At 74.5% G+C, this 20,828-nt stretch carries 17 protein-coding genes and 1 pseudogene; 9 read left to right on the forward strand and 9 right to left on the reverse strand.

Annotated elements, in window-relative coordinates:
* Window positions 1-63 precede the first annotated feature (63 nt).
* Window positions 64-2,505: pseudogene (locus ACFWB8_RS00125) on the forward strand (right-handed parallel beta-helix repeat-containing protein); the annotation flags it as partial.
* Here the strand turns inward: ACFWB8_RS00125 and ACFWB8_RS00130 are convergent.
* Complete coding sequence (locus ACFWB8_RS00130; protein ID WP_385220080.1) at window positions 2,468-4,816, reverse strand: hypothetical protein; 2,349 nt, start codon at window positions 4,814-4,816, stop codon at window positions 2,468-2,470. The pseudogene ACFWB8_RS00125 and the gene ACFWB8_RS00130 sit on opposite strands and share 38 nt — an antisense overlap.
* Before the next feature lie 238 nt (window positions 4,817-5,054).
* On the opposite strand from ACFWB8_RS00130, the gene ACFWB8_RS00135 reads away from it, so the two are divergent.
* Window positions 5,055-5,549: an SRPBCC family protein gene (locus ACFWB8_RS00135; RefSeq protein ID WP_385220083.1), complete on the forward strand. Its 495-nt coding sequence runs from the start codon at window positions 5,055-5,057 to the stop codon at window positions 5,547-5,549.
* 173 nt (window positions 5,550-5,722) lie between these two features.
* On the opposite strand, the gene ACFWB8_RS00140 is transcribed toward ACFWB8_RS00135, so the two are convergent.
* Window positions 5,723-6,373: a hypothetical protein gene (locus tag ACFWB8_RS00140; protein WP_385220085.1), complete on the reverse strand. Its 651-nt coding sequence runs from the start codon at window positions 6,371-6,373 to the stop codon at window positions 5,723-5,725.
* Window positions 6,374-6,506: 133 nt separating this feature from the next.
* Window positions 6,507-7,634: a PLP-dependent cysteine synthase family protein gene (locus ACFWB8_RS00145; RefSeq protein ID WP_385220088.1), complete on the reverse strand. Its 1,128-nt coding sequence runs from the start codon at window positions 7,632-7,634 to the stop codon at window positions 6,507-6,509.
* Window positions 7,635-7,841: 207 nt separating this feature from the next.
* On the opposite strand from ACFWB8_RS00145, the gene ACFWB8_RS00150 reads away from it, so the two are divergent.
* Window positions 7,842-8,390 (forward strand): ATP-binding protein, encoded by a 549-nt coding sequence (locus tag ACFWB8_RS00150; RefSeq protein ID WP_385220091.1) that lies wholly within the window; start codon window positions 7,842-7,844, stop codon window positions 8,388-8,390.
* A 104-nt stretch (window positions 8,391-8,494) separates the two neighbouring features.
* Here the strand turns inward: ACFWB8_RS00150 and ACFWB8_RS00155 are convergent, their stop codons facing one another.
* Both ACFWB8_RS00155 and ACFWB8_RS00160 read right to left on the reverse strand, forming a co-directional pair.
* A complete protein-coding gene (locus ACFWB8_RS00155; protein ID WP_385220094.1) occupies window positions 8,495-9,793 on the reverse strand; it encodes an ROK family protein in 1,299 nt (432 codons plus the stop codon).
* 43 nt (window positions 9,794-9,836) lie between these two features.
* The gene (locus tag ACFWB8_RS00160; RefSeq protein WP_385220097.1) at window positions 9,837-10,532 is read right to left on the reverse strand and encodes an alpha-ketoglutarate-dependent dioxygenase AlkB family protein; all 696 of its coding nucleotides are present in this window, start codon (window positions 10,530-10,532) and stop codon (window positions 9,837-9,839) included.
* Window positions 10,533-10,569: 37 nt separating this feature from the next.
* On the opposite strand from ACFWB8_RS00160, the gene ACFWB8_RS00165 reads away from it, so the two are divergent.
* On the forward strand, window positions 10,570-11,328 hold the full coding sequence (locus tag ACFWB8_RS00165) for a maleylpyruvate isomerase family mycothiol-dependent enzyme (RefSeq protein ID WP_385220100.1): 759 nt from the start codon (window positions 10,570-10,572) through the stop codon (window positions 11,326-11,328).
* A gap of 100 nt (window positions 11,329-11,428) precedes the next feature.
* Window positions 11,429-11,680: a DUF6332 family protein gene (locus ACFWB8_RS00170; RefSeq protein ID WP_385220103.1), complete on the forward strand. Its 252-nt coding sequence runs from the start codon at window positions 11,429-11,431 to the stop codon at window positions 11,678-11,680.
* A 13-nt stretch (window positions 11,681-11,693) separates the two neighbouring features.
* Here ACFWB8_RS00170 and ACFWB8_RS00175 read toward each other — a convergent pair whose 3' ends face one another.
* Both ACFWB8_RS00175 and ACFWB8_RS00180 read right to left on the reverse strand, forming a co-directional pair.
* The gene (locus tag ACFWB8_RS00175) at window positions 11,694-12,668 is read right to left on the reverse strand and encodes a spherulation-specific family 4 protein (protein ID WP_385220106.1); all 975 of its coding nucleotides are present in this window, start codon (window positions 12,666-12,668) and stop codon (window positions 11,694-11,696) included.
* Between the two features lie 646 nt (window positions 12,669-13,314).
* Window positions 13,315-14,016, reverse strand: coding sequence for a TetR/AcrR family transcriptional regulator (locus tag ACFWB8_RS00180; RefSeq protein ID WP_385220109.1), 702 nt, complete (start codon window positions 14,014-14,016; stop codon window positions 13,315-13,317).
* A 148-nt stretch (window positions 14,017-14,164) separates the two neighbouring features.
* Between ACFWB8_RS00180 and ACFWB8_RS00185 the strand changes: the two genes are divergently transcribed.
* Window positions 14,165-14,626, forward strand: coding sequence for a nitroreductase/quinone reductase family protein (locus tag ACFWB8_RS00185; RefSeq protein WP_385220112.1), 462 nt, complete (start codon window positions 14,165-14,167; stop codon window positions 14,624-14,626).
* Between the two features lie 232 nt (window positions 14,627-14,858).
* On the opposite strand, the gene ACFWB8_RS00190 is transcribed toward ACFWB8_RS00185, so the two are convergent.
* Entirely contained in the window at window positions 14,859-16,079 is a 1,221-nt protein-coding gene (locus ACFWB8_RS00190) for a geranylgeranyl reductase family protein (protein ID WP_385220478.1), read from the reverse strand.
* 245 nt (window positions 16,080-16,324) lie between these two features.
* On the opposite strand from ACFWB8_RS00190, the gene ACFWB8_RS00195 reads away from it, so the two are divergent.
* Together ACFWB8_RS00195 and ACFWB8_RS00200 are read left to right on the forward strand one after the other, a co-directional pair.
* Window positions 16,325-17,689 (forward strand): dipeptidase, encoded by a 1,365-nt coding sequence (locus ACFWB8_RS00195; protein ID WP_385220115.1) that lies wholly within the window; start codon window positions 16,325-16,327, stop codon window positions 17,687-17,689.
* A gap of 109 nt (window positions 17,690-17,798) precedes the next feature.
* Window positions 17,799-18,491, forward strand: a complete 693-nt coding sequence (locus ACFWB8_RS00200) for an MBL fold metallo-hydrolase (protein WP_385220118.1) — start codon at window positions 17,799-17,801, stop codon at window positions 18,489-18,491.
* Here ACFWB8_RS00200 and ACFWB8_RS00205 read toward each other — a convergent pair.
* Entirely contained in the window at window positions 18,488-19,543 is a 1,056-nt protein-coding gene (locus ACFWB8_RS00205; protein ID WP_385220120.1) for an NUDIX domain-containing protein, read from the reverse strand. The two genes, ACFWB8_RS00200 and ACFWB8_RS00205, sit on opposite strands and share 4 nt — an antisense overlap.
* 156 nt (window positions 19,544-19,699) lie before the next feature.
* Here ACFWB8_RS00205 and ACFWB8_RS00210 point away from each other — a divergent pair, with 156 nt between their 5' ends.
* Window positions 19,700-20,740, forward strand: coding sequence for a LacI family DNA-binding transcriptional regulator (locus ACFWB8_RS00210; protein ID WP_385220123.1), 1,041 nt, complete (start codon window positions 19,700-19,702; stop codon window positions 20,738-20,740).
* Window positions 20,741-20,828 lie beyond the last annotated feature (88 nt).

Consider the following 20,828-nt stretch of genomic DNA (forward strand, 5'->3'; position numbering starts at 1 on the left):
TCGCTCTGACCGGCTCCGGTCTCATCGGCAGCGCGAGTACGAGGTTGGGGGCACGACAGCACCATGGCTCAGAGCACGGTCCAGGTGACGCACGGCGGCTCTTCGCGGTGGCGTCGCCGCTCCGGTGAGTATCCGACGCTGTCCGCCGCACTGGCCGTGGCGGGCGACGGGGACGTGCTGTCCATCGCCCCCGGCACCTACCGGGAGAACCTGGTGCTCAACCACGCCGTGACCCTGCGCGGGCCGGAGGGCGCGGTGGGTTCGGTGCGGATCGCCCCGCCCGACGGGGTCGCGCTGACCGTGCGCGCCTCGGCCGTGGTGCAGGACCTGTACCTGGAGGGCCAGGACCGGGCGGCGCCCGCGCTGCTCGTCGAGGACGGCTCACCCGAGCTCACCGACCTGCGGGTCAGCACCCGGTCCGCGGCCGGCATCGAGGTCCGCGGCGCGGCCAGGCCGCTCGTGCGCCGGTGCACCGTCGAGAACCCGACCGGGGTCGGGATCTCCGTACTGGACGGCGGCGGCGGGGTGTTCGAGGAGTGCGAGGTGGTGGCCGCCGGGCAGACCGGCGTCTCGGTGCGCGGCGGCGGCCGCCCCCGGCTGGAGCGCTGCCGGATCCACCACGCCACGGGCGCGGGCATCGGGGTCACCGGCGAGGGCTCGGGCCTGGAGGCGCTGGGCTGCGAGGTGTACGAGATCAATGGCGCGGGCGTACAGGTCGCCGCGCGGGCCACGGCGGTGCTCACCGACTGCTCGGTGCACCGGACCTCCGCCGACGGCGTCACCCTGGACACCGACGCGGTGCTCACCCTGGCCGGCTGCGACATCCACGACATCCCCGAGAACGCGGTGGACCTGCGCTCGCGTTCGGTGCTCAGCCTCAGCCGCACGACCGTGCGCCGCTTCGGCCGCAACGGCCTGTCGGTGTGGGATCCGGGCACCCGGGTGGTCGCCGAGTCCTGCGAGATCCACGACAGCACGGGCGACTATCCGGCGGTGTGGATCAGCGACGGCGCCAGTGCCTCGCTGGACTCCTGCCGGGTGCACGACGTGCCGGACGCGCTGTTCGTGCTGGACCGGGGTTCGCGCGCGGACGTCGTCGACAGCGATCTGTCGCAGGTGCGCAACACGGCCGTCTCGGTGAGCGACGGCGCGACCGTACAGCTCGACGACTGCCGCATCCGGGAGGCCGCGACGGGTGCCTGGTTCCGCGACCACGGAAGCGGCGGCACCCTCGCCAACTGCACCGTCGACGCCGTCCAGACGGGCGTGATCGTGACCAAGGGCGCCGATCCGGTCCTGGAGCGGTGCACGGTCAGCTCCCCCGCCGAGGCCGGTTTCTACGTGTCGGCGGGCGGCCGCGGCCGTTTCACGGCCTGCCGGGTGACGGGCAGCGCCGGTTTCGGCTTCCACGTCCTCGACGGCTGCCGGACCGCGCTGCACCACTGCCACACCGAGCGCTGCGCGCGCGGGGGGTACGAGTTCGCGGAGGACGGCCCGACCGCCGAGGAGTGCACCAGCGACGAGCCGGGCCCGAGGCTCGCCGCCCAGTCGGCCGCGGCCGGCGGGCAGGCCGGGGCCCAGCCGGGGATCCGTACCGTGTCCGCGGCCTCCGCACAGGACCCGGTGGGCCGGGCCGCGGCGGATGTGCCGGCTCCGCGGCCGGCCGACGAGGCGGGCCCCGCCGCGTCGGCGGCGGCGCGCGGCTCCGGCGAGGTACTGGGCCAGCTCGACGCGCTGGTGGGGCTGGACAGCGTCAAGCGCGAGGTCCGCGCGCTCACCGACATGATCGAGGTGGGACGGCGGCGGCAACAGGCGGGCCTCAAGGCGGCGTCGGTGCGCCGGCACCTCGTCTTCACCGGCTCCCCCGGCACCGGCAAGACCACGGTGGCCCGGCTGTACGGGGAGATCCTGGCCTCCCTCGGGGTGCTGGAGCGCGGCCACCTGGTCGAGGTGTCCCGCGTGGACCTGGTCGGCGAGCACATCGGCTCCACCGCGATCCGTACCCAGGAGGCCTTCGACCGGGCGCGCGGCGGAGTGCTGTTCATCGACGAGGCGTACGCGCTGGCGCCCGAGGACTCGGGCCGGGACTTCGGGCGCGAGGCGATCGACACGCTGGTGAAGCTGATGGAGGACCACCGGGACGCGGTGGTGGTGATCGTCGCCGGGTACACGGCGGAGATGGACCGGTTCCTCACCGTCAATCCGGGTGTGGCCTCGCGGTTCTCGCGGACCATCACCTTCGGGGACTACGGGCCCGAGGAGCTGCTGCGGATCGTGGAACAGCAGGCCGAGGAGCACGAGTACCGGCTCGGCGAGGGCACCGGCAAGGCCTTGCTGGAGTACTTCACGGAGCTGCCCAAGGGCCCGGCCTTCGGCAACGGCCGCACCGCGCGCCAGACCTTCGAGTCGATGGTCGAGCGGCACGCGGGGCGGGTGGCGCAGCTGTCGGATCCGAGTACCGACGAGCTCACCCTGCTGTTCCCGGCGGATCTGCCGGAGCTGCCGGCCCTGCCCGTGCTGCCCGTGCTGCCGGATCTGCCCGATCTGCCCGTGCTGCCGGGGCTGCCGGAGCTGCCGGCTTCGCGCTGAGCCTCGGGAGCGGTACGCCGGCCCGCGCGGCCGCCGCCAACCGCGCGAGCAGCGCTTCGCGTTCGGCGGCGAAGGCGGGGTCGGCCTGGTAGTCGCCGTGCCCGAGGATCGGCGCGGGCAGCGGGTGCCGCGCGCTGCGCCCGTAGGCGACCGGGTCGGGGAGCGGTCCACGGTCCACGGCCTGGTCGGTGCCGGGGAGGACCGGGCCGCCGATGGGGTCGGTGGCGCGCCACAGGTTGCGCCAGCAGTCGACCTCCCGGTGCAGCGCGGTGAGCGGCCCGGGGCCGAAGTAGGCCGGGAACCAGCGCCCGTAGAGCCGGCCCAGCGGGGACCCGTACGTCAGCAGGGCCACCCGGCGCCGGACGTGCGCGGGCAGCTGCCAGACGGCGGCGGCCGCGAGCACGCTGCCCTGGGAGTGGCCGGAGATCACCAGGCGGCCCCCGGTGCGCCCGGTCCAGCCGGCCATCCGCCAGGTCAGGTCGGGCACGGCACGCTCGGCGTAGCAGGGCGGGGCGAAGGGGTGGGCGGCGCGCGGCCAGAAGGTGCCGACGTCCCACAGGATGCCGATGGTGCGCCGCGCGGCGGGATCCCGGTAGGCGCGCCGGCCCCAGGTCACGAAGAGCAGGAAGCCGAATCCTATGAGCCAGGACCCGGCGTCCTGGGCGGCGCGGGCGGCGCTCTCCAGAACCGGGCCGGCGCCGCGGGCCGCCTCGCCCGGGACCTGCCCTCCGATCCAGGCTCCGGCGAGTGCGCCCGCGCCGAGCAGCAGGGTGATCCCGGAGACGGCGCCCACGAACCAGGGCGCGGAGTCGGTGAGCGCGGCGGCGGCCCGCACCCCGGCGATCCGGCGGCTGCGCGCCGGGTCGGGGGTCTCCCCCGGGTACTCGGCGGCCACGGCCCCGGCGACCCGGCGCCGCTCGCGGGCTCCGCGCACCGCGAACCAGGCGGCGAGCAGAGCGAGCACGAGGAGCAGCGGCGGCAGTACGGCGGCCTGCCAGGACAGCAGTACGGGCGGTCCCGGCGCGGCCGGCGCGTCGAGCGAGTCGGCGACCCGCTGGGCGACCCCGCCGGACATGACTCCGCCGAGGGCGCAGCCGAGCATGGCGACGGCCGGGCCGCCGAGCCCGTACAGGACGGCGGGGTCGTGGTCGGGGGCGCGGCGGTGCAGGTAGGAGGCGACGGCGGCGAGGGCGAGCACACAGCCGCCCTGACCCAGCATGAGCACTCCGAAGGTGAAGTCCCCGGGCAACCGCCCGGCCGAGGTCCAGCCGGGGCGCGACCAGCAGGCATAGAGGAGAACGGCGGCCAGCAGGGCGAGGGCGGCGCCGGGCAGCAGGGTGATGGCGGCCCGGTCGAGGCGGTGGTCGGGCCGCGCCTCGGTGCGGCCGCGCCGGCAGACGACCCAGAGCACGACGGCGGCGCCGGTGGCGAGCAGCGCCTGCACCGTCCAGCCGAGGGCTTCGAGCGCCGGGGCGGCCGCCCGGCGGTCGTGGCGGGCGGTGGGCGCGGCGACGGCCGCCGCGACGGTGAGCAGCCCGGCGGCGGTGTGCGCCGCGCGCAGCCGGGCCACGAGCCGGCGCCCGTACCAGAATCCGGGCCGGCCGAGCGCGGGCGTGCCGTCCCGGGCGGGGCCCGGGCCCGCGGGGTCGGGGCCGCCGGCGTGGGCGGGCGGCGGCTGGGACTCGTACGCGCTCCACGTGCGGCTCGACAGGAACCAGAGCAGTCCCGTCAGCGCGGCCGGCACCAGTGCGCAGACCGCGAGGCGGCGGCCGGGCTGGCCCCACCAGCTGCCGGGCGGCGGGAACCCGAGGCCGAAGGGGGCTCCGGTGGACTGCCAGGCGACGAGATCGAGCGCGACCTCGCAGGCGGCCGCGATGAGCAGCACGGTGAGGCTGAGCGCGAGGACCCGTACGAGCACCCCGTACGTCCGCACCGCGCGCGGCGCCCCGATGCCGGCGGGGCGGGCCCAGTGGGCGAGGTTGACCACCATGAACGGCAGGAGCAGCAGCCACAGTGCGCGGGCGCCGTTGCCGGAGGTGAGCCGGGACCAGCAGTAGGCCTCGGGCACGGGCCGGCCGGCGTACCGCTCGGGGTGGGTCTCGGCGTCGGCGTCGTCGGTACGCCGGAAGACCGCGGCGGTGGAGTCGCCGGTGACGCGCACGGTACGCGGATCCCCGAGCAACTCCCCGGGCCCGGCCCCGGCCACGCCGTGCACGAGCAGCTCCAACGCGAGCGGGGGAACAGGGAGAGGCAGCGGGACAGGGGCTGGGGCTGGGGGGTCAAGGGATTCCGGCACTGCGGCCTCCGGTCGCGAGGCGTGATCAACGCAGGTCCAGCATCCCGCGCACGGTCGCTCCTGCCCAGGTCCCACACCGTGGGAATCCACCCCCCGGGCGCACATCTGACGGCCCGCCAGCTAATGTGACCGCACGCTCGTTCCCTTCCTCACCCCAGGGAGTACCGCCATGGCTCGCCGACTCCGCCCGGTGGGGCTGGACTTCGTCCAGAACGCCCCCGTACGCCACGCGTTCACGGCCACGGCCGCGGCACCGCCCGCGGACCTCTACCGGGCGCTGGCCGAGGAAGTCGCGGGCTGGCCGCGCTGGTTCAGGGCCGTCACCCTCGCCCGCCCGACGAACGGCGGGGCTGGCCGCGAGATCAAGCTGGTGGGCGGGGCCCGGTTCCAGGAGACGATCATGGCGGCGGATCCGGAGGAGCGCTACGCGTACCGGGTCGACGAGACCAACGTCCCCGGAGTGCGCGCCCTGTTGGAGGAGTGGCGGCTCACCCCCGCCGGCGCGGGCTCGGGCACCGACGTCCGCTGGACCTTCGCGGCCGACGGCTCGGCCCCCTTCCGCCTCGCCCTCACCGCCGCCCGCCCCGGCCTGGGCCACTCCTTCCGTACGGCGGTCCGCGCCCTGGACCTCAGGCTCGCGGACGAGCGCGCCACGGGGCATTGACCGCATCCCGCCGAGCCGCCGGTGAAGGTACCGGCCGATACCAGCACCAGCAGCACTCCCAGGGCCGTTCGGCCCGCGTTCGGTCCGCCGGCCGTCGCCGTGGCCGACCCGGCCCTCGCCCCAGAGCGTCACGGCCGCGCCTCGGTGCGCGGCCCTCGTGCGACGCGACGTCGTCACAGCGCCGGGTGCTCGCGGGCCAGGTCGCCGTAGTCGCCCGCCGACCAGACGCGCGTGCGGAACTGCTGCAGGGTGAGGGCCGGTTCGCCGGTGAAGTGGACCGTGCCGCAGCGGTCGCAGTACCACCCGGCCGACCAGACGGCGTCGGCGGCGCCTCGGCCGGGCAGCGTCCGCCTGCGCCACTTGGCGGTGATCCTGGCCTCGACCACGAACAGCAGGACGGCCAGGGCGAGCGCGGCCCCGGAGATCCAGGCCAGGTGGAGCAGCGGCGGGTCGACCACGACGTGGCCGTCGCCGTTCGGCCCGGGGATCCAGCGCTCCGCCGAGTCGCGGCTGAGCCATTTCCCGGCGACGGCGCCCCAGATGAAGGTGCCGACCGACCCCAGGAGCAGCAGCGTCGCCGCACAGGACCGGGCGGTGCCGGCGGGCTCGGGCGGCGCGGGGGCCAGGGCCTGGGCCAGTGCCGAGTTCTCCTCGCGGGTGGTGACCTTCGAGTCCTCGCCGGTGCCGGTCTCTTCGCGGAGCTTGGCCTTCGCCGCCAGGTAGGCGGCGCCGACTCCCGTCACCCGGTCCTCGCGGCCGCACCGCGGGCAGGTCAACGGCCCGGCTGTCGCGGTCCGTGGCGGCTGGTCGACCGGCTCCGGCATGGCTCCCCCGAGACTGCACTCCGGTCCGAACGGCGCTGCGCACGCTCGAAGTCCGCACAGCGTAGCCAGCCGGCCGCCCGCCCGACAGGCCCCGGTCCCAGCCGGCCCCCGGCTCAACCCCGGCCCCCGGCCGTCAGGCTGCGGGCTCGCGCCACACGCCGGTCGTCAGGAGGGTCTCGATCGTCTTCGCGTACGGCGCGATGTCGAGCCCCTGCGCCGCCAGCCAGGAGTCGGAGTAGTACTTGTCGAGGTAGCGGTCGCCCGGGTCGCAGAGCAGGGTGACGACGCTGCCCGTCCGGCCCTCCGCCACCATCTCCGAGATGATCTTCAGGGAGCTCCACAGGCCGGTGCCCGTCGAACCGCCCGCCTTGCGGCCTATGGCTTGTTCCAGGGCGCGGCAGGCGGCGACGCTCGCCGCGTCCGGGACCTTCATCATCCGGTCGATGGCGCCGGGCACGAAGCTCGGCTCCATGCGGGGGCGCCCGATGCCCTCGATGCGCGAACCGCAGTCGCTGCTCGCGTCCGGGTCGTGGTTGGTCCAGCCCTCGAAGAAACAGGAGTTCTCCGGGTCCGGGACACAGATCCGGGTGTCGTGCTGCATGTAGTGCACGTAGCGGGCGATGGTCGCGGAGGTGCCGCCGGTGCCCGCGGTCGCCACGATCCACGCGGGTTCGGGGAAACGTTCCAGCTGCAGCTGCTGGAACATCGATTCCGCGATGTTGTTGTTGCCGCGCCAGTCGGTGGCCCGCTCCGCGTACGTGAACTGGTCCATGTAGTGCCCGCCGGTGCGGGCCGCGAGCCGCGCCGACTCCTCGTACATCTTCATCGAGTCCTCGACGAAGTGGCATTCGCCGCCGTGGAACTCGATGAGCCGGCACTTCTCGGGGCTGGTGGTCCGCGGCATGACCGCGATGAACGGTACGCCGATCAGCTTGGCGAAGTACGCCTCCGAGACCGCCGTGGAGCCGGACGAGGCCTCGATGACCGGGCGCCCGGGGCGGATCCAGCCGTTGCACAGGGCGTACAGGAAAAGGGACCGGGCGAGGCGGTGCTTGAGGGAGCCGGTCGGGTGCGTGGACTCGTCCTTGAGGTACAGGTCGATGCCCCAGGCCTCGGGGAGCGGGAAGCGCAGCAGGTGGGTGTCGGCGGAGCGGTTGGCGTCCGCCTGCACCTTGCGGACGGCTTCCTTCAGCCAGGCGCGGTACTCCGCGTCGCTGCGGTCGACATCGACGGTGGTGGCAGTCGTACCGGTGGTGCTCATGGCGCCGTGCTCCTTCGTGCGTTTCCTTGAACCGTGCGGCCTTGCTTTCGCAATGTACCCCCCTCACCTGCACAAACAGTCACTTTGGGTATCTATGCGGATTGCTTTCGATCGCTTTCGGTTGCACGGAGGCGCACGGTGGGTGACCCTGGTGGGGCATGACCGAGGGTGCCGCACCCGTAACACTGATGTCGGGGAGTCGCAGCCGTGATAAGTCATTCCCGCAGGCACTGCGTCGTCGAACTGCAGGCCCTGCCCTTGCGGATCGGCCAGATCCGCCGAATCATCTCGGCGCAACTGCGCCACTGGCAGCTGGACCCGCTCATCGACCGGGCCGCACTCGGCGTGACGGAGCTGCTCAGCAACGTCCACCGCCACGCCCAGCCGGACAAGACCTGCACGGTCGAGATCGAACTGCGCCTCGGGCGCCTCACCGTCTCGGTCTGCGACAGCGACCCGCGGCTGCCCGTGCGGCGCGAGATCGAGGTCGACGCCCTGGAGACCTCGGGGCGCGGCCTCGCGCTCGTGGAGGCCGTCAGCGAGGCGTGGGGAGCCCGCAAGCACGCCGACGGGACGGGCAAGGCCGTGTGGTTCTCCCTGCGCGCCGCACCCGCCCCGGTGGCGCCGACAGCGCCGGTGGGCATCGGTGCGAAGCCCGTACGAGATCCCGCCCGGACCGCACTCGCCGCCGTGGACCCCGGGGCGGCGGCGCCCGCCCTGCCGGTGGCGGTCCCGGTCGGCGCCAGGCCCGGGTAGCGCACCCCCGCGGGACCCCCCGGGACGGGGGCCGGCCGAAAAGGCCGCCGTCCCGGGCCGCGGCCCCGCGGCCCGGCTTCCTCAGGGGCCGGGGGCCGCGCCCGTCAGGCAGCCGCGCCCAGGGCCCCGAGGGGGTCGTCCAGCACCGGCTGCCAGGCCAGCTCCGCGGCTCCGACCAGGCTGTTGTGGTCCAGCGTGCACGGCAGGATCGGCACGCCCCCGCTGCGCCCCCACAGGCTGCGGTCGGCGACCACCGCGCGCAGCCGCTCCGGGTCGGCGTGCAGGAGCTCCCGGTGCAGACCCCCCAGGATGATCCGGTCCGGGTTCAGGATGTTGACCAGGCCGGCCAGGCCCAGGCCGAGCCGGTCGATGAGCTCCTCGACGGCCGCCCGTACCGAAGGCTCCGCGGCCTCCTCCCGCAGCAGGTCCCGGGCCTGCTGGAGCAGCGACACCTCCGGGCCCGGCGTGCGTCCCGCCGCGGTGAGGAAGGCCAGTGGGTCCGCCTCCACGTCCAGACAGCCGCGGCCGCCGCAGTGGCAGGCCCGCCCCTCCGGGTTCACCGTGAGGTGGCCGACCTCCAGGGCGAGGCCCGAACTCCCGGTATGCAGGCGGCCGTCCAGCACCAGCGCCCCGCCGACCCCGCGGTGCCCGGTGGCCACGCACAGCAGGTGCTGCGCGCTGCGGCCCGCGCCGTGCCGGTGCTCGGCCAGCGCGGCGAGGTTGACGTCGTTGCCCGACAGGGCGGGGCCGTCGATCCCGGCGGCCTTCACGCACTCGGCGAAGATGGCCCGCACCGGGGCGCCGGCCGGCCAGGCGAGGTGCAGCGGGTTGAGCGCCGTGCCCTCCGGCTCCGCGACCGCCGAGGGCACGGCCAGACCCGCGCCGATGCAGCGCCGCCCGGACTCGGCGAGCAGGGCGGCGCCCGCCTCGACGACCGCGCCGAGCACCTGCGCCGGGTCGGCGGAGACGGTGACCTTGCCGGGGGCAGTGGCGACGATCCGGCCGCCGAGGCCGACCAGGGCGGCCCGGAAGCCGTCCGAGTGCACCTGCGCGGCCAAGGCCACCGGGCCGCTCTCGTCCACGGAAAGGCGGTGCGAGGGCCGGCCCTGGGTGCCGCCCGCGCCGCCGGGGCGGGAGTCGACGCGGATCAGGCCGAGAGCCTCCAGCTCGGCGGCGACGGCTCCGGCGGTGGCGCGGGTGACGCCGAGCTCGGCCGTCAGGACGGCCCGGGTCGGGGCCCGGCCGGTGTGGACGAGCTCCAGCGCCGGACCGAGCGCACCGCGGCCCCGCTCCAGCTTGGCCCTCGTGGAAGCGCTGGCGGACGCACTGGCAGACGCACTGGTGGAGGCGGTGGACACCGTGGTCACGTCCCCCACCCGCGGCGGGGCCCCGTTGCCGTTCATGACAGCGATCCTCGCATGATCGGGAGGCCCCGGACGCCGCCGGCTAATCGAGCCCGCCGACGCGGAGCGTGATGTTCAGCCGCCCGGTCAGCCCGAGCCCGGGCGGAGCGGTGCCGGGCAGGACCTTCGGCACCCCGTGATAGGCCAGTCTGCTCGGTCCGCCGAAGACGAACAGATCCCCGCTGCGCAGCTCGACGTCCCGGTACGGGCGCCCGCGCGAGGCGGTGTTGCCGAAGCGGAAGAGGCAGGAATCACCCAGGCTGAACGAGACCACCGGAGCCGCAGACCTCTCCTCCGCGTCACGGTGCATGCCCATGCGGGAGTCGCCGGTGTAGAAGTTGATCAGCGCGATGTCGTACGCCTCCGGCGCCCCGGGGTCCGGCCCGTCGCCGTACGCGGCGGCGACACCCCGCGCGGCGGCGTCACCGTACGCGGCGGCGACGGCGGCCCGGCCCAGGTCGGCCAGCCACCCGGGCATCGGCTTGACCGGCGCCCCGTCCCCGTCGACGGCCGTGTGCGCGTAGCCGTACGGGTACCAGTGCCGGCCCAGGCACACCTGCCGGGCGGTCATCGTCCCGCCGCCCGGGGTGTGGACCGTGCGCAGCCCCGCGGGCGGTCGGGCCCACTCCCGGCAGGCGTGCAGCAACTCCCCTTGCCGTCGCGGCCCGAGCCAGTCGGGCACGTGCACGGCGCCGGGGGCGATCTCGGTGCGCTCGCGCGGGAAGAGTTCGCCGTCCATGCCTCCCATTGTCAGTGCCTGCTGCCAGACTCCCGGCATGGAGATCAACGAGTACGTGAAGACGCTCGCCCGCGAGGGAGAACTGCTCGCCGACGCCGCCGAACAGGCCGGTACGGAAGCCCTGGTGCCCACGTGTCCGCAGTGGCGGGTGGCCGATCTGCTGAAGCACACCGGCTCGGTGCACCGCTGGGCCGCCGGGTACGTCGGCAACGCACAGGTGGAGCCGGGGCCGATCCCGGAGGCGCCGGAGCTCGTGGGCGCCGAGCTGCTGGCCTGGTTCCGCGAGGGGCACGCGGCGCTGGTGCGGACCTTGACCGAGGCTCCGGCCGACGTCCAGTGCTGGACCTTCCTGCCGACGGCTCCGCCCTCGCCGCTGGCGTTCTGGGCGCGGCGCCAGGCGCACGAGACCACCGTGCACCGGATGGACGCCGAGGCGGCCCTCGGCGCGGTCTTCGGGCCGGTGGAGCCCGGGTTCGCGGAGGACGGGGTGGACGAGCTGCTGACCGGCTTCCATGCGCGGCCGCGCAGCCAGGTGCGTACCCCGCAGCCGCGGGTGGTGCGGGTCCGCGCCGCCGACACGGGCGCGGTGTGGACCGTACACCTGTCGCAGGAGCCGGCCCACACGGTGCGGGGAGACGCGCACACCGGCGGGGATCCGGCCGGTGTGGACTGCGAGCTGACCGGCGAGGCGGCCTGGTTGTACGCCGCGCTGTGGAACCGTCTGCCGCTGGCCGGTCCCGGTGTCACGGGCGATCTGGAGCTGGCGCGGCTGTGGAGCGAGACCGCCGGCATTTGAGCGGCCGGCGAGAGCCCGGAGAGCGGTCGGCGAGCGGTCAGGGAGGGTTCGGCGAGCGGGCGCCCTTGTGACGGTGCGCCACGCGCCGGACACTGCACGCATGGGGCGGCGTACGCAGGCGGACCGGGATGCGATCACCACCGAGATCGGCTACGCGTTCGTCAGCGGATGCTTCGCGGCCGCCCTCGTCTTCGGGGCGGTGTACGGCCCGGCGGCGGCGTTCGACCTCTCCCCCGCCGCCGGCCGGGTCCTGTCCGTGGCGGGCGGGATCCTGGCCGCGGCCGCGTTCCTCTTACGCGTCACCCTCCTGCTGTGGCGCTTCCCCCGCCGCCCGGAGAGCGACGGGCGCTGACGCCGGCGACGCGTCAGCCGAAGGTGGCGGCGTACGCGGTCTGGGTCCGGTACTTCCACGCCGGGCCCTCGTTCCACGGGTTGGGCATGTCCGCGCTGGTGGCGTAGGCGTAGCCGGCGCCCCGCTCGAAGGCGGTGCGGAGGGTGGCGCGCATCGCGGCGGCGTCCGGAACGTCGTGGACGAGGTGCCAGAACGCGGTGCCGGTCGGGTCGAGTTCCGTGCCGCCGCGGTAGCCGGTGAGGTCGTTGAAGACGTTGCCGCCGAGCCAACCGCCGCCGCCCGTGTAGGCCGCGTACGTGTCCTCGTACGTCACGAAGACGTCGGCGGTGCGGTGGCCGGGTTCCAGGTAACAGTCGGCGATGGCGGTGCCGGGGTTGTCGACGACCAGGCCGGGCACGGCGGGGTCGACGGCGTGCATGGTGTCCTCGACGTAGCGGCGCAGCTCCGCGTAGTGGTCGCGGGTGGCGTTGCCGGGGCCGCAGTCGCGGCTGACGACGTCGAAGAAGATCCCGTCGACGTGCAGGCGGCCGTCGCGGGTCTTCAGGTAGTTGTCGACGGAGACCTTGACGGCGGCGGGGTCGCGGTTGCCGTGGTCGGTGTGGACGTAGCCCAGCACCTTGGTCTTCTCGCCGGTGGCGGTGGTCCCGCCGCGCAGGGCGTCGGCGCGGGCCCGCCAGGGGGCGCCGAAGGCGGCGTCGCCGTTACCGGGGTTGAGGACCACCACGGAGACGGCCGGGCCGGTCGCGACGAGGTCGCCGAGCATGGGGTCGTCGGCCCACACGTACGCGGGGACGCCGATCTCCAGGCCACGCACCCCGGGTATCCGGGGTCTCGGCGTCACGGACGGCGCGGGCGCCGGTGCGGGCGCCGTGACAGCCGCCGCGCCACCGGCCCGGCCCCCGCTCGCCGACGCGGTCACGGCGGGGGCGGGGGCGGCGAGTAAGAGCGTGACGACAACGGCGTACAGAGCCTTCGCGGCGCGAGCCATGGCGGTTCCTCCGACGGCGCAGGGGCGCGACCCGAGGAACACTAGACGCACGCCCCGCCGCGCACGGCAGAACCGTTCCCTTTGGTGTGAGGAACAGACAATCGAACCGTCGCCCACCACACCCGGCCCCGGACGGGTCCGGCGCGTGCGCGGCCGGCAGCCCGCGGCGGACCAGATGCGGGAAGGTCCGGCGGACGCCAGCCGGTTACTCCTCGAAGGAGGGGGCGAAGCTTGTCGGGCGCGGGCGCGGGCGCGGGGTCGGGGTCGGGGTCGGGGTCGGGACGTCGGGACGTCGGGCAGGGTCCGCCTCGCCGCGACCCGATTCCGCCACTCTCGTGGTGACCGCCACCAAGTCGGCCACCCCACCGGGGCGTTCCTGCTGGTGCGGCCCGGCGGCCGGCTCCCGCGCCGCCCGTTCCTCGTCCACCCTGCTCGCCGCGGGCTGCGCGCGCTCTGACTGGGCCCTGCTGGGCGGGCGCCCTGCGGCGTACTGCCGGCCCGCACCTTCAACGGGCGCTCGGAGGGCGGCCGGCCCGAACCTGGGCCTGTACCGGGCAGCGGTCTTCGCTGAATTCTCGGCCGGGCGGAGGCGCGCATGGTGGCGCTGCTCGGCGCACTCGCCCTGGCCCGGTACGTGACGGGACGGTCAGCCGGTGGTGGACAGGCCGACACCGTGCGCCAGTTGGCCGGCGGCGTACGCGAAGAAGGTGGCGCGGTCCTCGACGACACGGTTGAACTGGCCGAACAGCTCGAAGGAGACGAGCCCCACGAGCTGCGCCCAGGCGGCGACGAGGGCCGCGGTGACCTCCGGGGGCAGACCCGGGGCGAAGTCCGCGGTCATGCGGACGGCTTCGGGCCGCAGTTCGGCGGGGAGCGGGGGCAGGGCCAGGCCTCGGCCCTCGTAGGCGGCGCGGACGATGCCGATGAAGGTGTTGGCGACGCGGGAGGCGGGGCCGATGGTGTCCTGGGGGGCGGTGTATCCGGGAACCGGCGAACCGTAGATCAGCGCGTACTCGTGCGGGTGCTCCAGCGCCCAGGCGCGTACGGCCCCGCAGACGGCCATCCAGCGCGCGCGGGGGCCGCCGTCGGCGGCGAGGGTACGGGCGTCGGCCTGCTCGGCCGCGGCGCCGACGCTGTCGTAGGCGTCGACGATGAGCGCGGTGAGCAGATCGTCGCGGCTGGGGAAGTAGCGGTAGAGGGCGGAGGAGACCATGCCCAGCTCCCGGGCGACGGCGCGCAGTGACAGCTTGGCGGCGCCTTCGGCCGCGAGCATGCGGCGGGCCTCGTCCTTGATGGCGGCGGTTACCTCGATGCGGGCCCGTTCCCTGGCCCCTCGCGTGGTGCTCATGTGAGCCAGTGTGTCACGCGGACAGAGCACTGCACAAAAACGGGATCGGTGCACTGTTTCGAGAGCACCGCTCTTGCTTTGGTGCACCGATCCGTGCACACTGATCTCAAGCGAGAGCAGTGCTCTCCCCATCGCCTCGGAGGCCACCATGAACGCGCCCACCCCGTACTACGTACAGGCCAGCCCGCTCGCCACCCGCTTCAACTCGCTCCTCGGAAAGCTGGCCCGCATCGGCGTCAGCCTGGCCGGTTCGGCGGAACTCTCGGTCCGCGGCCGCACGTCCGGCCAGATGCAGCGGATCCCGGTCAACCCGTTCACCCACGGTGGAACCCAGTACCTGGTCTCCGCCCGCGGCCATTCCCAGTGGGTCCGCAACATGCGGGTCGCCGGCGGCGGCGAACTGCGCGTGGGCCGCAAGGTGAGCGCCTTCACCGTCACGGAGGTCACCGACCCCGCCGAGAAGGCCCTCGTCCTGCGCGGATACCTGGAGAAGTGGGGCTGGGAGGTCAACCGGTTCTTCCAGGGCATCACCGCCAAGTCCTCCGATGCCGAGCTCCAGAAGGCCTCCGCCGACCACCCGGTCTTCCGGATCGCCGTCGTCGCCGGGTGATCCGGCCAAAACCGGCCCGACGGCCCCCGCCCCCGCAGCCACTGGCCGCCTCCCAGCACCCGGCACCCAGCACCCGCCTCCCTGCCTCCCCGGCCCAAGAGCGGCACCCGCCCCATGCCCCGCCGTGGCGAACCACCACGCGGCGCCCGGGTACGCGGCGGCGGCCCTGCCATCGAGCCCGGCAAGACCGCCACCTCCGTACGTACGACGCCCCCTCCCGCGGGGGCCCGCCTCAGCCCTGGCCGCGGCTCCGCGCCTGGCGGGCGTCGAGCAGGTGGAGCGCCCTGCGCACCAGCGGGTACGCCCGCACCATGTCGGCCAGCGTCATCGAACCGCGGGTGAGCCGGGCGAAGGCCCGCCAGGCCGGCCGCAAACCGGTGATCGCGGCGTGCAGGAGCCCCGGCTTGGCCTCGAAGGCGTTCAGCAACCGCTTGCCGACGCCCATCTCCACGCCCAGCCCGGCCTTGACGGCGAAGGCGTAGTTCAGCGCCTGCCGACGCGCGTCGACCGCGTCCTGCGCCTCGGAGATCTTCACGGCCCACTCCCCCGCGAGCCGCCCCGAGCGCAGCGCGAAGGAGATGCCCTCCCGGGTCCACGGCTCCAGCAGTCCTGCCGCGTCGCCCGCCACCAGTACCCGGCCGCGCGAGAGCGGCGAATCGGGCTTGCGGCAGCGGGTCAGGTGACCCGAGGAGACGGCCGGTTCGAAGCCGGCCAGCCCCAGCCGGGCGATGAAGTCGTCCAGGTACCGCTTGGTCGCGGCGCCTTCGCCCTTCGCCGAGATGACCCCCACGGTGAGGGTGTCGCCCTTGGGGAAGACCCAGCCGTAACTGCCGGGCAGCGGGCCCCAGTCGATGAGCACCCGGCCCTTCCAGTCCGCGGCGACCGTCTCCGGCACGGGGATCTCCGCCTCCAGGCCGAGGTCCACGGTGTCCATCTCGACCCCGACGTGCGCGCCGATCCGGCTCGCGCTGCCGTCCGCTCCGACCACCGCCCGCGCCAGGACGGTCTCGCCGTCCGCGAGCACGACGGCGACGGTGCGCCGGTCCGGCACGGCCGCGCCGTGCTGCTCGACCCGCGAGACCGCCGTACCCGTGCGCACGGTCGCGCCGGCCTTCTCTGCCTCCGCGACCAGGGCGGCGTCGAACTCGGGCCGGTTGACGAGCCCGAACAGCGTCTTCTTCGAGCGCCTGGTGCGGGCGAGCTTCCCGTTCAGGGAGAAGGTGACCGCGTGGATCCGGTCCTTGAGCGGCAGGACGAAGCCCGGCGGAAGGGCGTCCCGCGAGGGGCCGATGATGCCGCCGCCACAGGTCTTGTACCGGGGCAGCTCGGCCTTCTCCAGCAGCAGGACGCGCCGCCCCGCCGTGGCCGCCGCGTGCGCGGCCGAGGACCCGGCCGGTCCGGCCCCGACCACGACCACGTCCCACACCTCGCCCAGCCCGCCCACCGCGTCCACCTCGCCGGTGGCTTCCGCGGACGTGTCCCCTGCCGCTACGTCGCGTACGTCGTCGTCGCTGCTCACGATGTGCTGATGCTCCTGATCATGCGTTGCCCGATGCCGGGGAGATCCTACGGCGAGAGAGCGCCTCGCTCCGCTGTGCGAGGATCGAGGCTGCCTTTCGCCGTACCCGCCATGCGCACACCCCGCGGATGCGGGAGGCGTACACAGACAACAACGTCGCACCCAAGAGGAGCGTGCCCATGTCGCCCAATCCGATCGCCGAGACCATCGCCTCGCTGATGCCCCGCGCCAAGCAGGAGCTGGCGGAACTGGTGGCCTTCCAGTCGGTGGCGGACTGGGCGCAGTTCCCCAAGAGCGAGAGCGAGGCCGCGGCGAACTGGGTGGCCGACGCCCTGCGCGCCGAGGGCTTCCAGGACGTGGCGCTGCTCGACACCCCCGACGGCACGCAGTCGGTGTACGGCTTCCTGCCCGGCCCCGAGGGCGCCCCGACCGTTCTGCTGTACGCGCACTACGACGTGCAGCCGCCGCTGGACGACGCCGCCTGGATCTCCCCCGCCTTCGAGCTGACCGAGCGCGACGGCCGCTGGTACGGGCGCGGCTCGGCGGACTGCAAGGGCGGGTTCATCATGCACCTGCTCGCGCTGCGCGCCCTGAAGGCCAACGGCGGTGTGCCGGTGAGCGTGAAGGTGATCGTGGAGGGTTCGGAGGAGCAGGGCACCGGCGGCCTCCAGCAGTACGCGCAGGCGCACCCCGAGCTGCTCACGGCGGACACCATCGTGATCGGCGACGCGGGCAACTTCCGGCTGGGCCTGCCGACGGTGACGGCCACCCTGCGCGGCATGACCCTGATCAAGGTGAAGATCGACACGCTGGGCGGCAACCTGCACTCGGGCATGTTCGGCGGAGCCGCGCCCGACGCGCTGGCGGCGCTGATCCGGCTGCTGGACTCGCTGCGCGCGGCGGACGGCTCGACCACGGTCGACGGTCTGGCCTCGGACGCGGTGTGGGAGGGCCTGCAGTACCCGGAGGCGGACTTCCGCGCCGACGCGAAGGTGCTGGACGGGGTCGAGCTGATCGGCGAGGGCACGATCGCGGACCGGCTGTGGGCGCGTCCGGCGGTCACCGTGCTGGGCATCGACTGCCCGCCGGTGGTCGGGGCGACGCCGTCGGTGCACGCGAGTGCGGGTGCGCTGATCAGCCTGCGCGTGCCGCCGGGCGTGGACACCACGGAGGCCATCAAGCTGCTGGAGGCGCACCTGGTGGCGAACACCCCGTGGAAGGCGCGCCTGGAGCTCGAGGTCGTGGGTCAGGGCCAGCCGTTCCAGGCGGACACGAGCAGCCCGGCGTACGCCTCGATGGCGCAGGCGCTGGAGGCGGCGTACCCCGGTCAGGAGATGCAGGTCAGCGGCATGGGCGGGTCGATCCCGCTGTGCAACACGCTGACCTCGCTGTACCCGGAGGCGGAGATGCTGCTGATCGGCCTGAGCGAGCCGGAGGCCCAGATCCACGCGGTGAACGAGAGCGTCTCGCCCGAGGAGCTGGAACGGCTGTCGGTCGCGGAGGCGCTGTTCCTGGTCAACTACGCGGATTCCAAGCGCGCCTGACCGCCCGGGGCGCGCCTGACCGTCCGGCGCCCGGGTCTGCGCTGTCGGCGTACTCCGCTCCCGGCGAATCGTCCGCCGGGAGCGGAGGCGTCGGGCGTACGTTCGGGGAATGGATCTCGTCGAAGTACTCCCCGGGCGGCTGCACATGCTCCGCTTCCCCATCGGCCAGGCGTACCTGTGGTGCGACGGTGAAGCCCTCACGCTGATCGACGCGGGCCACGTCGACTCCGCGCCCGCGATCGAAGGGGCGATCCGCTCCCTGGGGCTGCGGCCGGAGCGGCTGGAGCGGGTCGTGCTGACCCACTGCCACCGCGACCACGTCGGCGCGGCGGGCGAACTCGCCGCCCGCTGGGGCGCGGAGATACTGGCGCACCGGCTGGACGCACCCGTGATCCGAGGTGAGCTCCCGGTCCCGGAGCCGGACCTGCTGGACTGGGAACTCCCGCTCTACGCACACGGGTTGACGGTGCCCGAGGCCCCGCCGACGCGGGTGGACCGGGAGTTGGAGGACGGCGACGCACTCGGCTTCGGCGACGGCGCGGTGGCCGTCCACGCCCCGGGGCACACGCCGGGCAGCATCGGCGTCCATCTGCCCGCGCACGGCGTGCTGTTCACGGGTGACTGCATCGCCGCCGTGGGCCAGGTGATGCTGGGCGTCTTCAACGTGGACCGCGCCGAGGCCGTCAGGTCCTTCCACCGGCTGGCGGCCCTGTCCCCGTCGGTGGCCTGCTTCGGCCACGGCGACCCTGTGGCCGCGGACACCGCCGCCGCCCTGGCCGCGGCGGCGGCGCCCCTCGCCTAGGGCGTCGGGCGGCCCGCCTCCAGGTACAGCGGCCGGCCCCGCTCCCGCGCGCGCAGCGCCCAGCGCAGCCGCTCGTACCGCTGCCGCGGGAGCAGCCCCGCGGCCTCCGCCTCCGTCACGAACCGCCAGGCCCTCAGCTCCGGCCCGGGCAGGCGCAGCCCGGCGGCGTCCGCCTCCGAGAGCCGGCCGCCGTCGAACAGCAGCCGCAGCCCCCCGTACCCCGGGGGCACGGGCGGCTCCCAGTCCACCAGCAGCAGGTCGGGCGGCCCCGCCAGGGCGAGGCCCAGTTCCTCCTCGACCTCGCGCACCCCCGCGCGCGCCGGGGCCTCGCCGGCCTCGACGATGCCGCCCGGGAACTCCCAGCCCGCCTTGTACGTCGGATCCACCAGCAGCACCCGGCCCTCGGCGTCGAAGAGCAGCACCCCGGCCGCCACCGTCTCGGCCGTCGGATGCGGGGTCTGGACTATGTCGCAGGCCCGCGCCTTGTCGGTCCGTACGGCTTCGGCGATCCGCTCCGCGGTCTCGCGCACGCTCAGCGCGCCGTTGTCGATGACGTACGCGTCGGCGGTGAGCCAGCCCAGCGCCTGCTGGTAGGCGGGGATGTGGTCGTACGCCCATTGCCGCACCCGGAGCTCCACGTCGTGCGCGGCCCCGGGCTCCTCGCGGGTCGCGATCCGGTGCCGCAGGATCGTTTCCCCCGGGGCGAGCAGGACATGGCGTACGGGGATCCGGCGCGCCGCCAGCCCGCCGAAGATCTCGTCCCGGTACTCCTGCCTGAGCAACGTCATCGGCACCACCAGCACCCCGCCGAGCTCCGCGAGCATCGCGGCCGCCGTGTCCACGACGAGCCGGCGCCAGCTGGGCAGGTCCTGGTAGTCCGAGACCTCCGCGAGGCGCTTGCGCGGCAGGAGCACGCGGAGCGCGTCGCCGATGAACTCCGGGTCGAACAGCGTGCTGTCCGGCAGGATCCCGGCGAGTTCGCGGGCCGTGCTGCTCTTGCCGGCGCTGAAGGTGCCGTTGATCCAGACGATCACGTCTGCCCCTCTCCCCATGTGGCCCCCATGGCCCGTCCAGAGCCCCCAGTGGCTTGCCCGCACCACCCTGCCACGGAAACCCGGTTATCGGCCGAGTGCTTATCCTCGTGGTCAGAGCCTTGACCAGCCCCGCATCACACACCGCCGCACATCGCCTCCGGAGGTTTCCGTCCCGTGCCGCACACCCGCCGCCCGTCCGAGCCCCGCTACGGCAACCGGCCGACCATGAAGGACGTGGCGGCCCGGGCAGGCGTCGGCCTGAAGACGGTGTCCCGCGTGGTCAACGGGGAACCCGGCGTCACCCCCGACACCGAGAAGCGGGTGCAGGAGGCCATCGAGGCCCTGGGATTCCGCCGCAACGACAGTGCGCGCGTGCTCCGCAAGGGCCGTACGGCCACGGTCGGCTTGGTCCTGGAGGACCTCGCCGACCCCTTCTACGGGCCGCTCAACAGGGCCGTGGAGGAGGTGGCCCGCGCGCACGGGGCGCTGCTCATCAACGGCTCCAGCGCCGAGGATGCCGACCGTGAGCGGGAGTTGGCGCTCGCGCTGTGCGCCCGCCGGGTGGACGGACTGATCGTGATCCCGGCCGGGGACGACCACCGTTACCTGGAGCCGGAGATCCGGGCGGGTGTGGCGACGGTGTTCGTGGACCGCCCGGCGGGCCGGATCGACGCGGACGTGGTGCTGTCGGACAATTTCGGCGGCGCCCGGGACGGGGTCGCCCACCTGATCGCGGGCGGCCACCGCCGGATCGGGTTCATCGGCGACCAGCCCCGCATCCACACGGCCACCGAGCGACTGCGGGGCTACCGCGAGGCGATGGCGGCGGCGCGGCTGCCGGTGGCCGAATCCTGGGTCTCGCTGGGCTCGACGAACCCGGAGCGCGTCGCCGCCGCGGCCCGGTCGATGCTGGCGGGCACCGATCCCGTCACCGCGCTCTTCGCGGGCAACAACCGGGTGACGGTCACGGTGGTACGGGTCCTGGCGGCCGGGTCCCGTCCGGTGGCGCTGGTCGGCTTCGACGACTTCGAACTGGCCGACCTGCTGCGCCCGGGCGTGACGGTGGTCGCCCAGGACGCGGCGGCCCTGGGCCGGGTGGCCACGGACCGCCTCTTCCAACGCCTCGCGGGCTCCGAACTCCCCCCGTCACGCATCGAACTCCCGACCCGCCTGATCCGGCGCGGCTCGGGCGAACTCCCGCCGGTCAGCGGATGAGGCCGCGCAGCACGGCGTTCGCCGCCGGTCGGCGCCGTTCCTTCCAGCCTGGTCCCCACACATCTCCCAGGGGGACGCGGGTGGAGTT

The organism is Streptomyces sp. NPDC060031, from assembly GCF_042736805.1.
In the GTDB taxonomy this organism is placed as follows: Bacteria; Actinomycetota; Actinomycetes; order Streptomycetales; family Streptomycetaceae; genus Streptomyces.

Bases quoted from the DNA above. Each gene is read 5' to 3' on its own strand.
- ACFWB8_RS00200 (WP_385220118.1), top strand. From the start codon at position 17,799: ATGGATCTCGTCGAAGTACTCCCCGGGCGGCTGCACATGCTCCGCTTC.
- ACFWB8_RS00145 (WP_385220088.1), bottom strand. From the start codon at position 7,634: ATGAGCACCACCGGTACGACTGCCACCACCGTCGATGTCGACCGCAGC.
- ACFWB8_RS00180 (WP_385220109.1), bottom strand. From the start codon at position 14,016: ATGAGCACCACGCGAGGGGCCAGGGAACGGGCCCGCATCGAGGTAACC.
- ACFWB8_RS00195 (WP_385220115.1), top strand. From the start codon at position 16,325: ATGTCGCCCAATCCGATCGCCGAGACCATCGCCTCGCTGATGCCCCGC.
- ACFWB8_RS00165 (WP_385220100.1), top strand. From the start codon at position 10,570: ATGGAGATCAACGAGTACGTGAAGACGCTCGCCCGCGAGGGAGAACTG.
- ACFWB8_RS00135 (WP_385220083.1), top strand. From the start codon at position 5,055: ATGGCTCGCCGACTCCGCCCGGTGGGGCTGGACTTCGTCCAGAACGCC.
- ACFWB8_RS00175 (WP_385220106.1), bottom strand. From the start codon at position 12,668: ATGGCTCGCGCCGCGAAGGCTCTGTACGCCGTTGTCGTCACGCTCTTA.
- ACFWB8_RS00140 (WP_385220085.1), bottom strand. From the start codon at position 6,373: ATGCCGGAGCCGGTCGACCAGCCGCCACGGACCGCGACAGCCGGGCCG.
- ACFWB8_RS00155 (WP_385220094.1), bottom strand. From the start codon at position 9,793: ATGAACGGCAACGGGGCCCCGCCGCGGGTGGGGGACGTGACCACGGTG.
- ACFWB8_RS00160 (WP_385220097.1), bottom strand. From the start codon at position 10,532: ATGGACGGCGAACTCTTCCCGCGCGAGCGCACCGAGATCGCCCCCGGC.
- ACFWB8_RS00170 (WP_385220103.1), top strand. From the start codon at position 11,429: ATGGGGCGGCGTACGCAGGCGGACCGGGATGCGATCACCACCGAGATC.
- ACFWB8_RS00185 (WP_385220112.1), top strand. From the start codon at position 14,165: ATGAACGCGCCCACCCCGTACTACGTACAGGCCAGCCCGCTCGCCACC.
- ACFWB8_RS00205 (WP_385220120.1), bottom strand. From the start codon at position 19,543: ATGGGGAGAGGGGCAGACGTGATCGTCTGGATCAACGGCACCTTCAGC.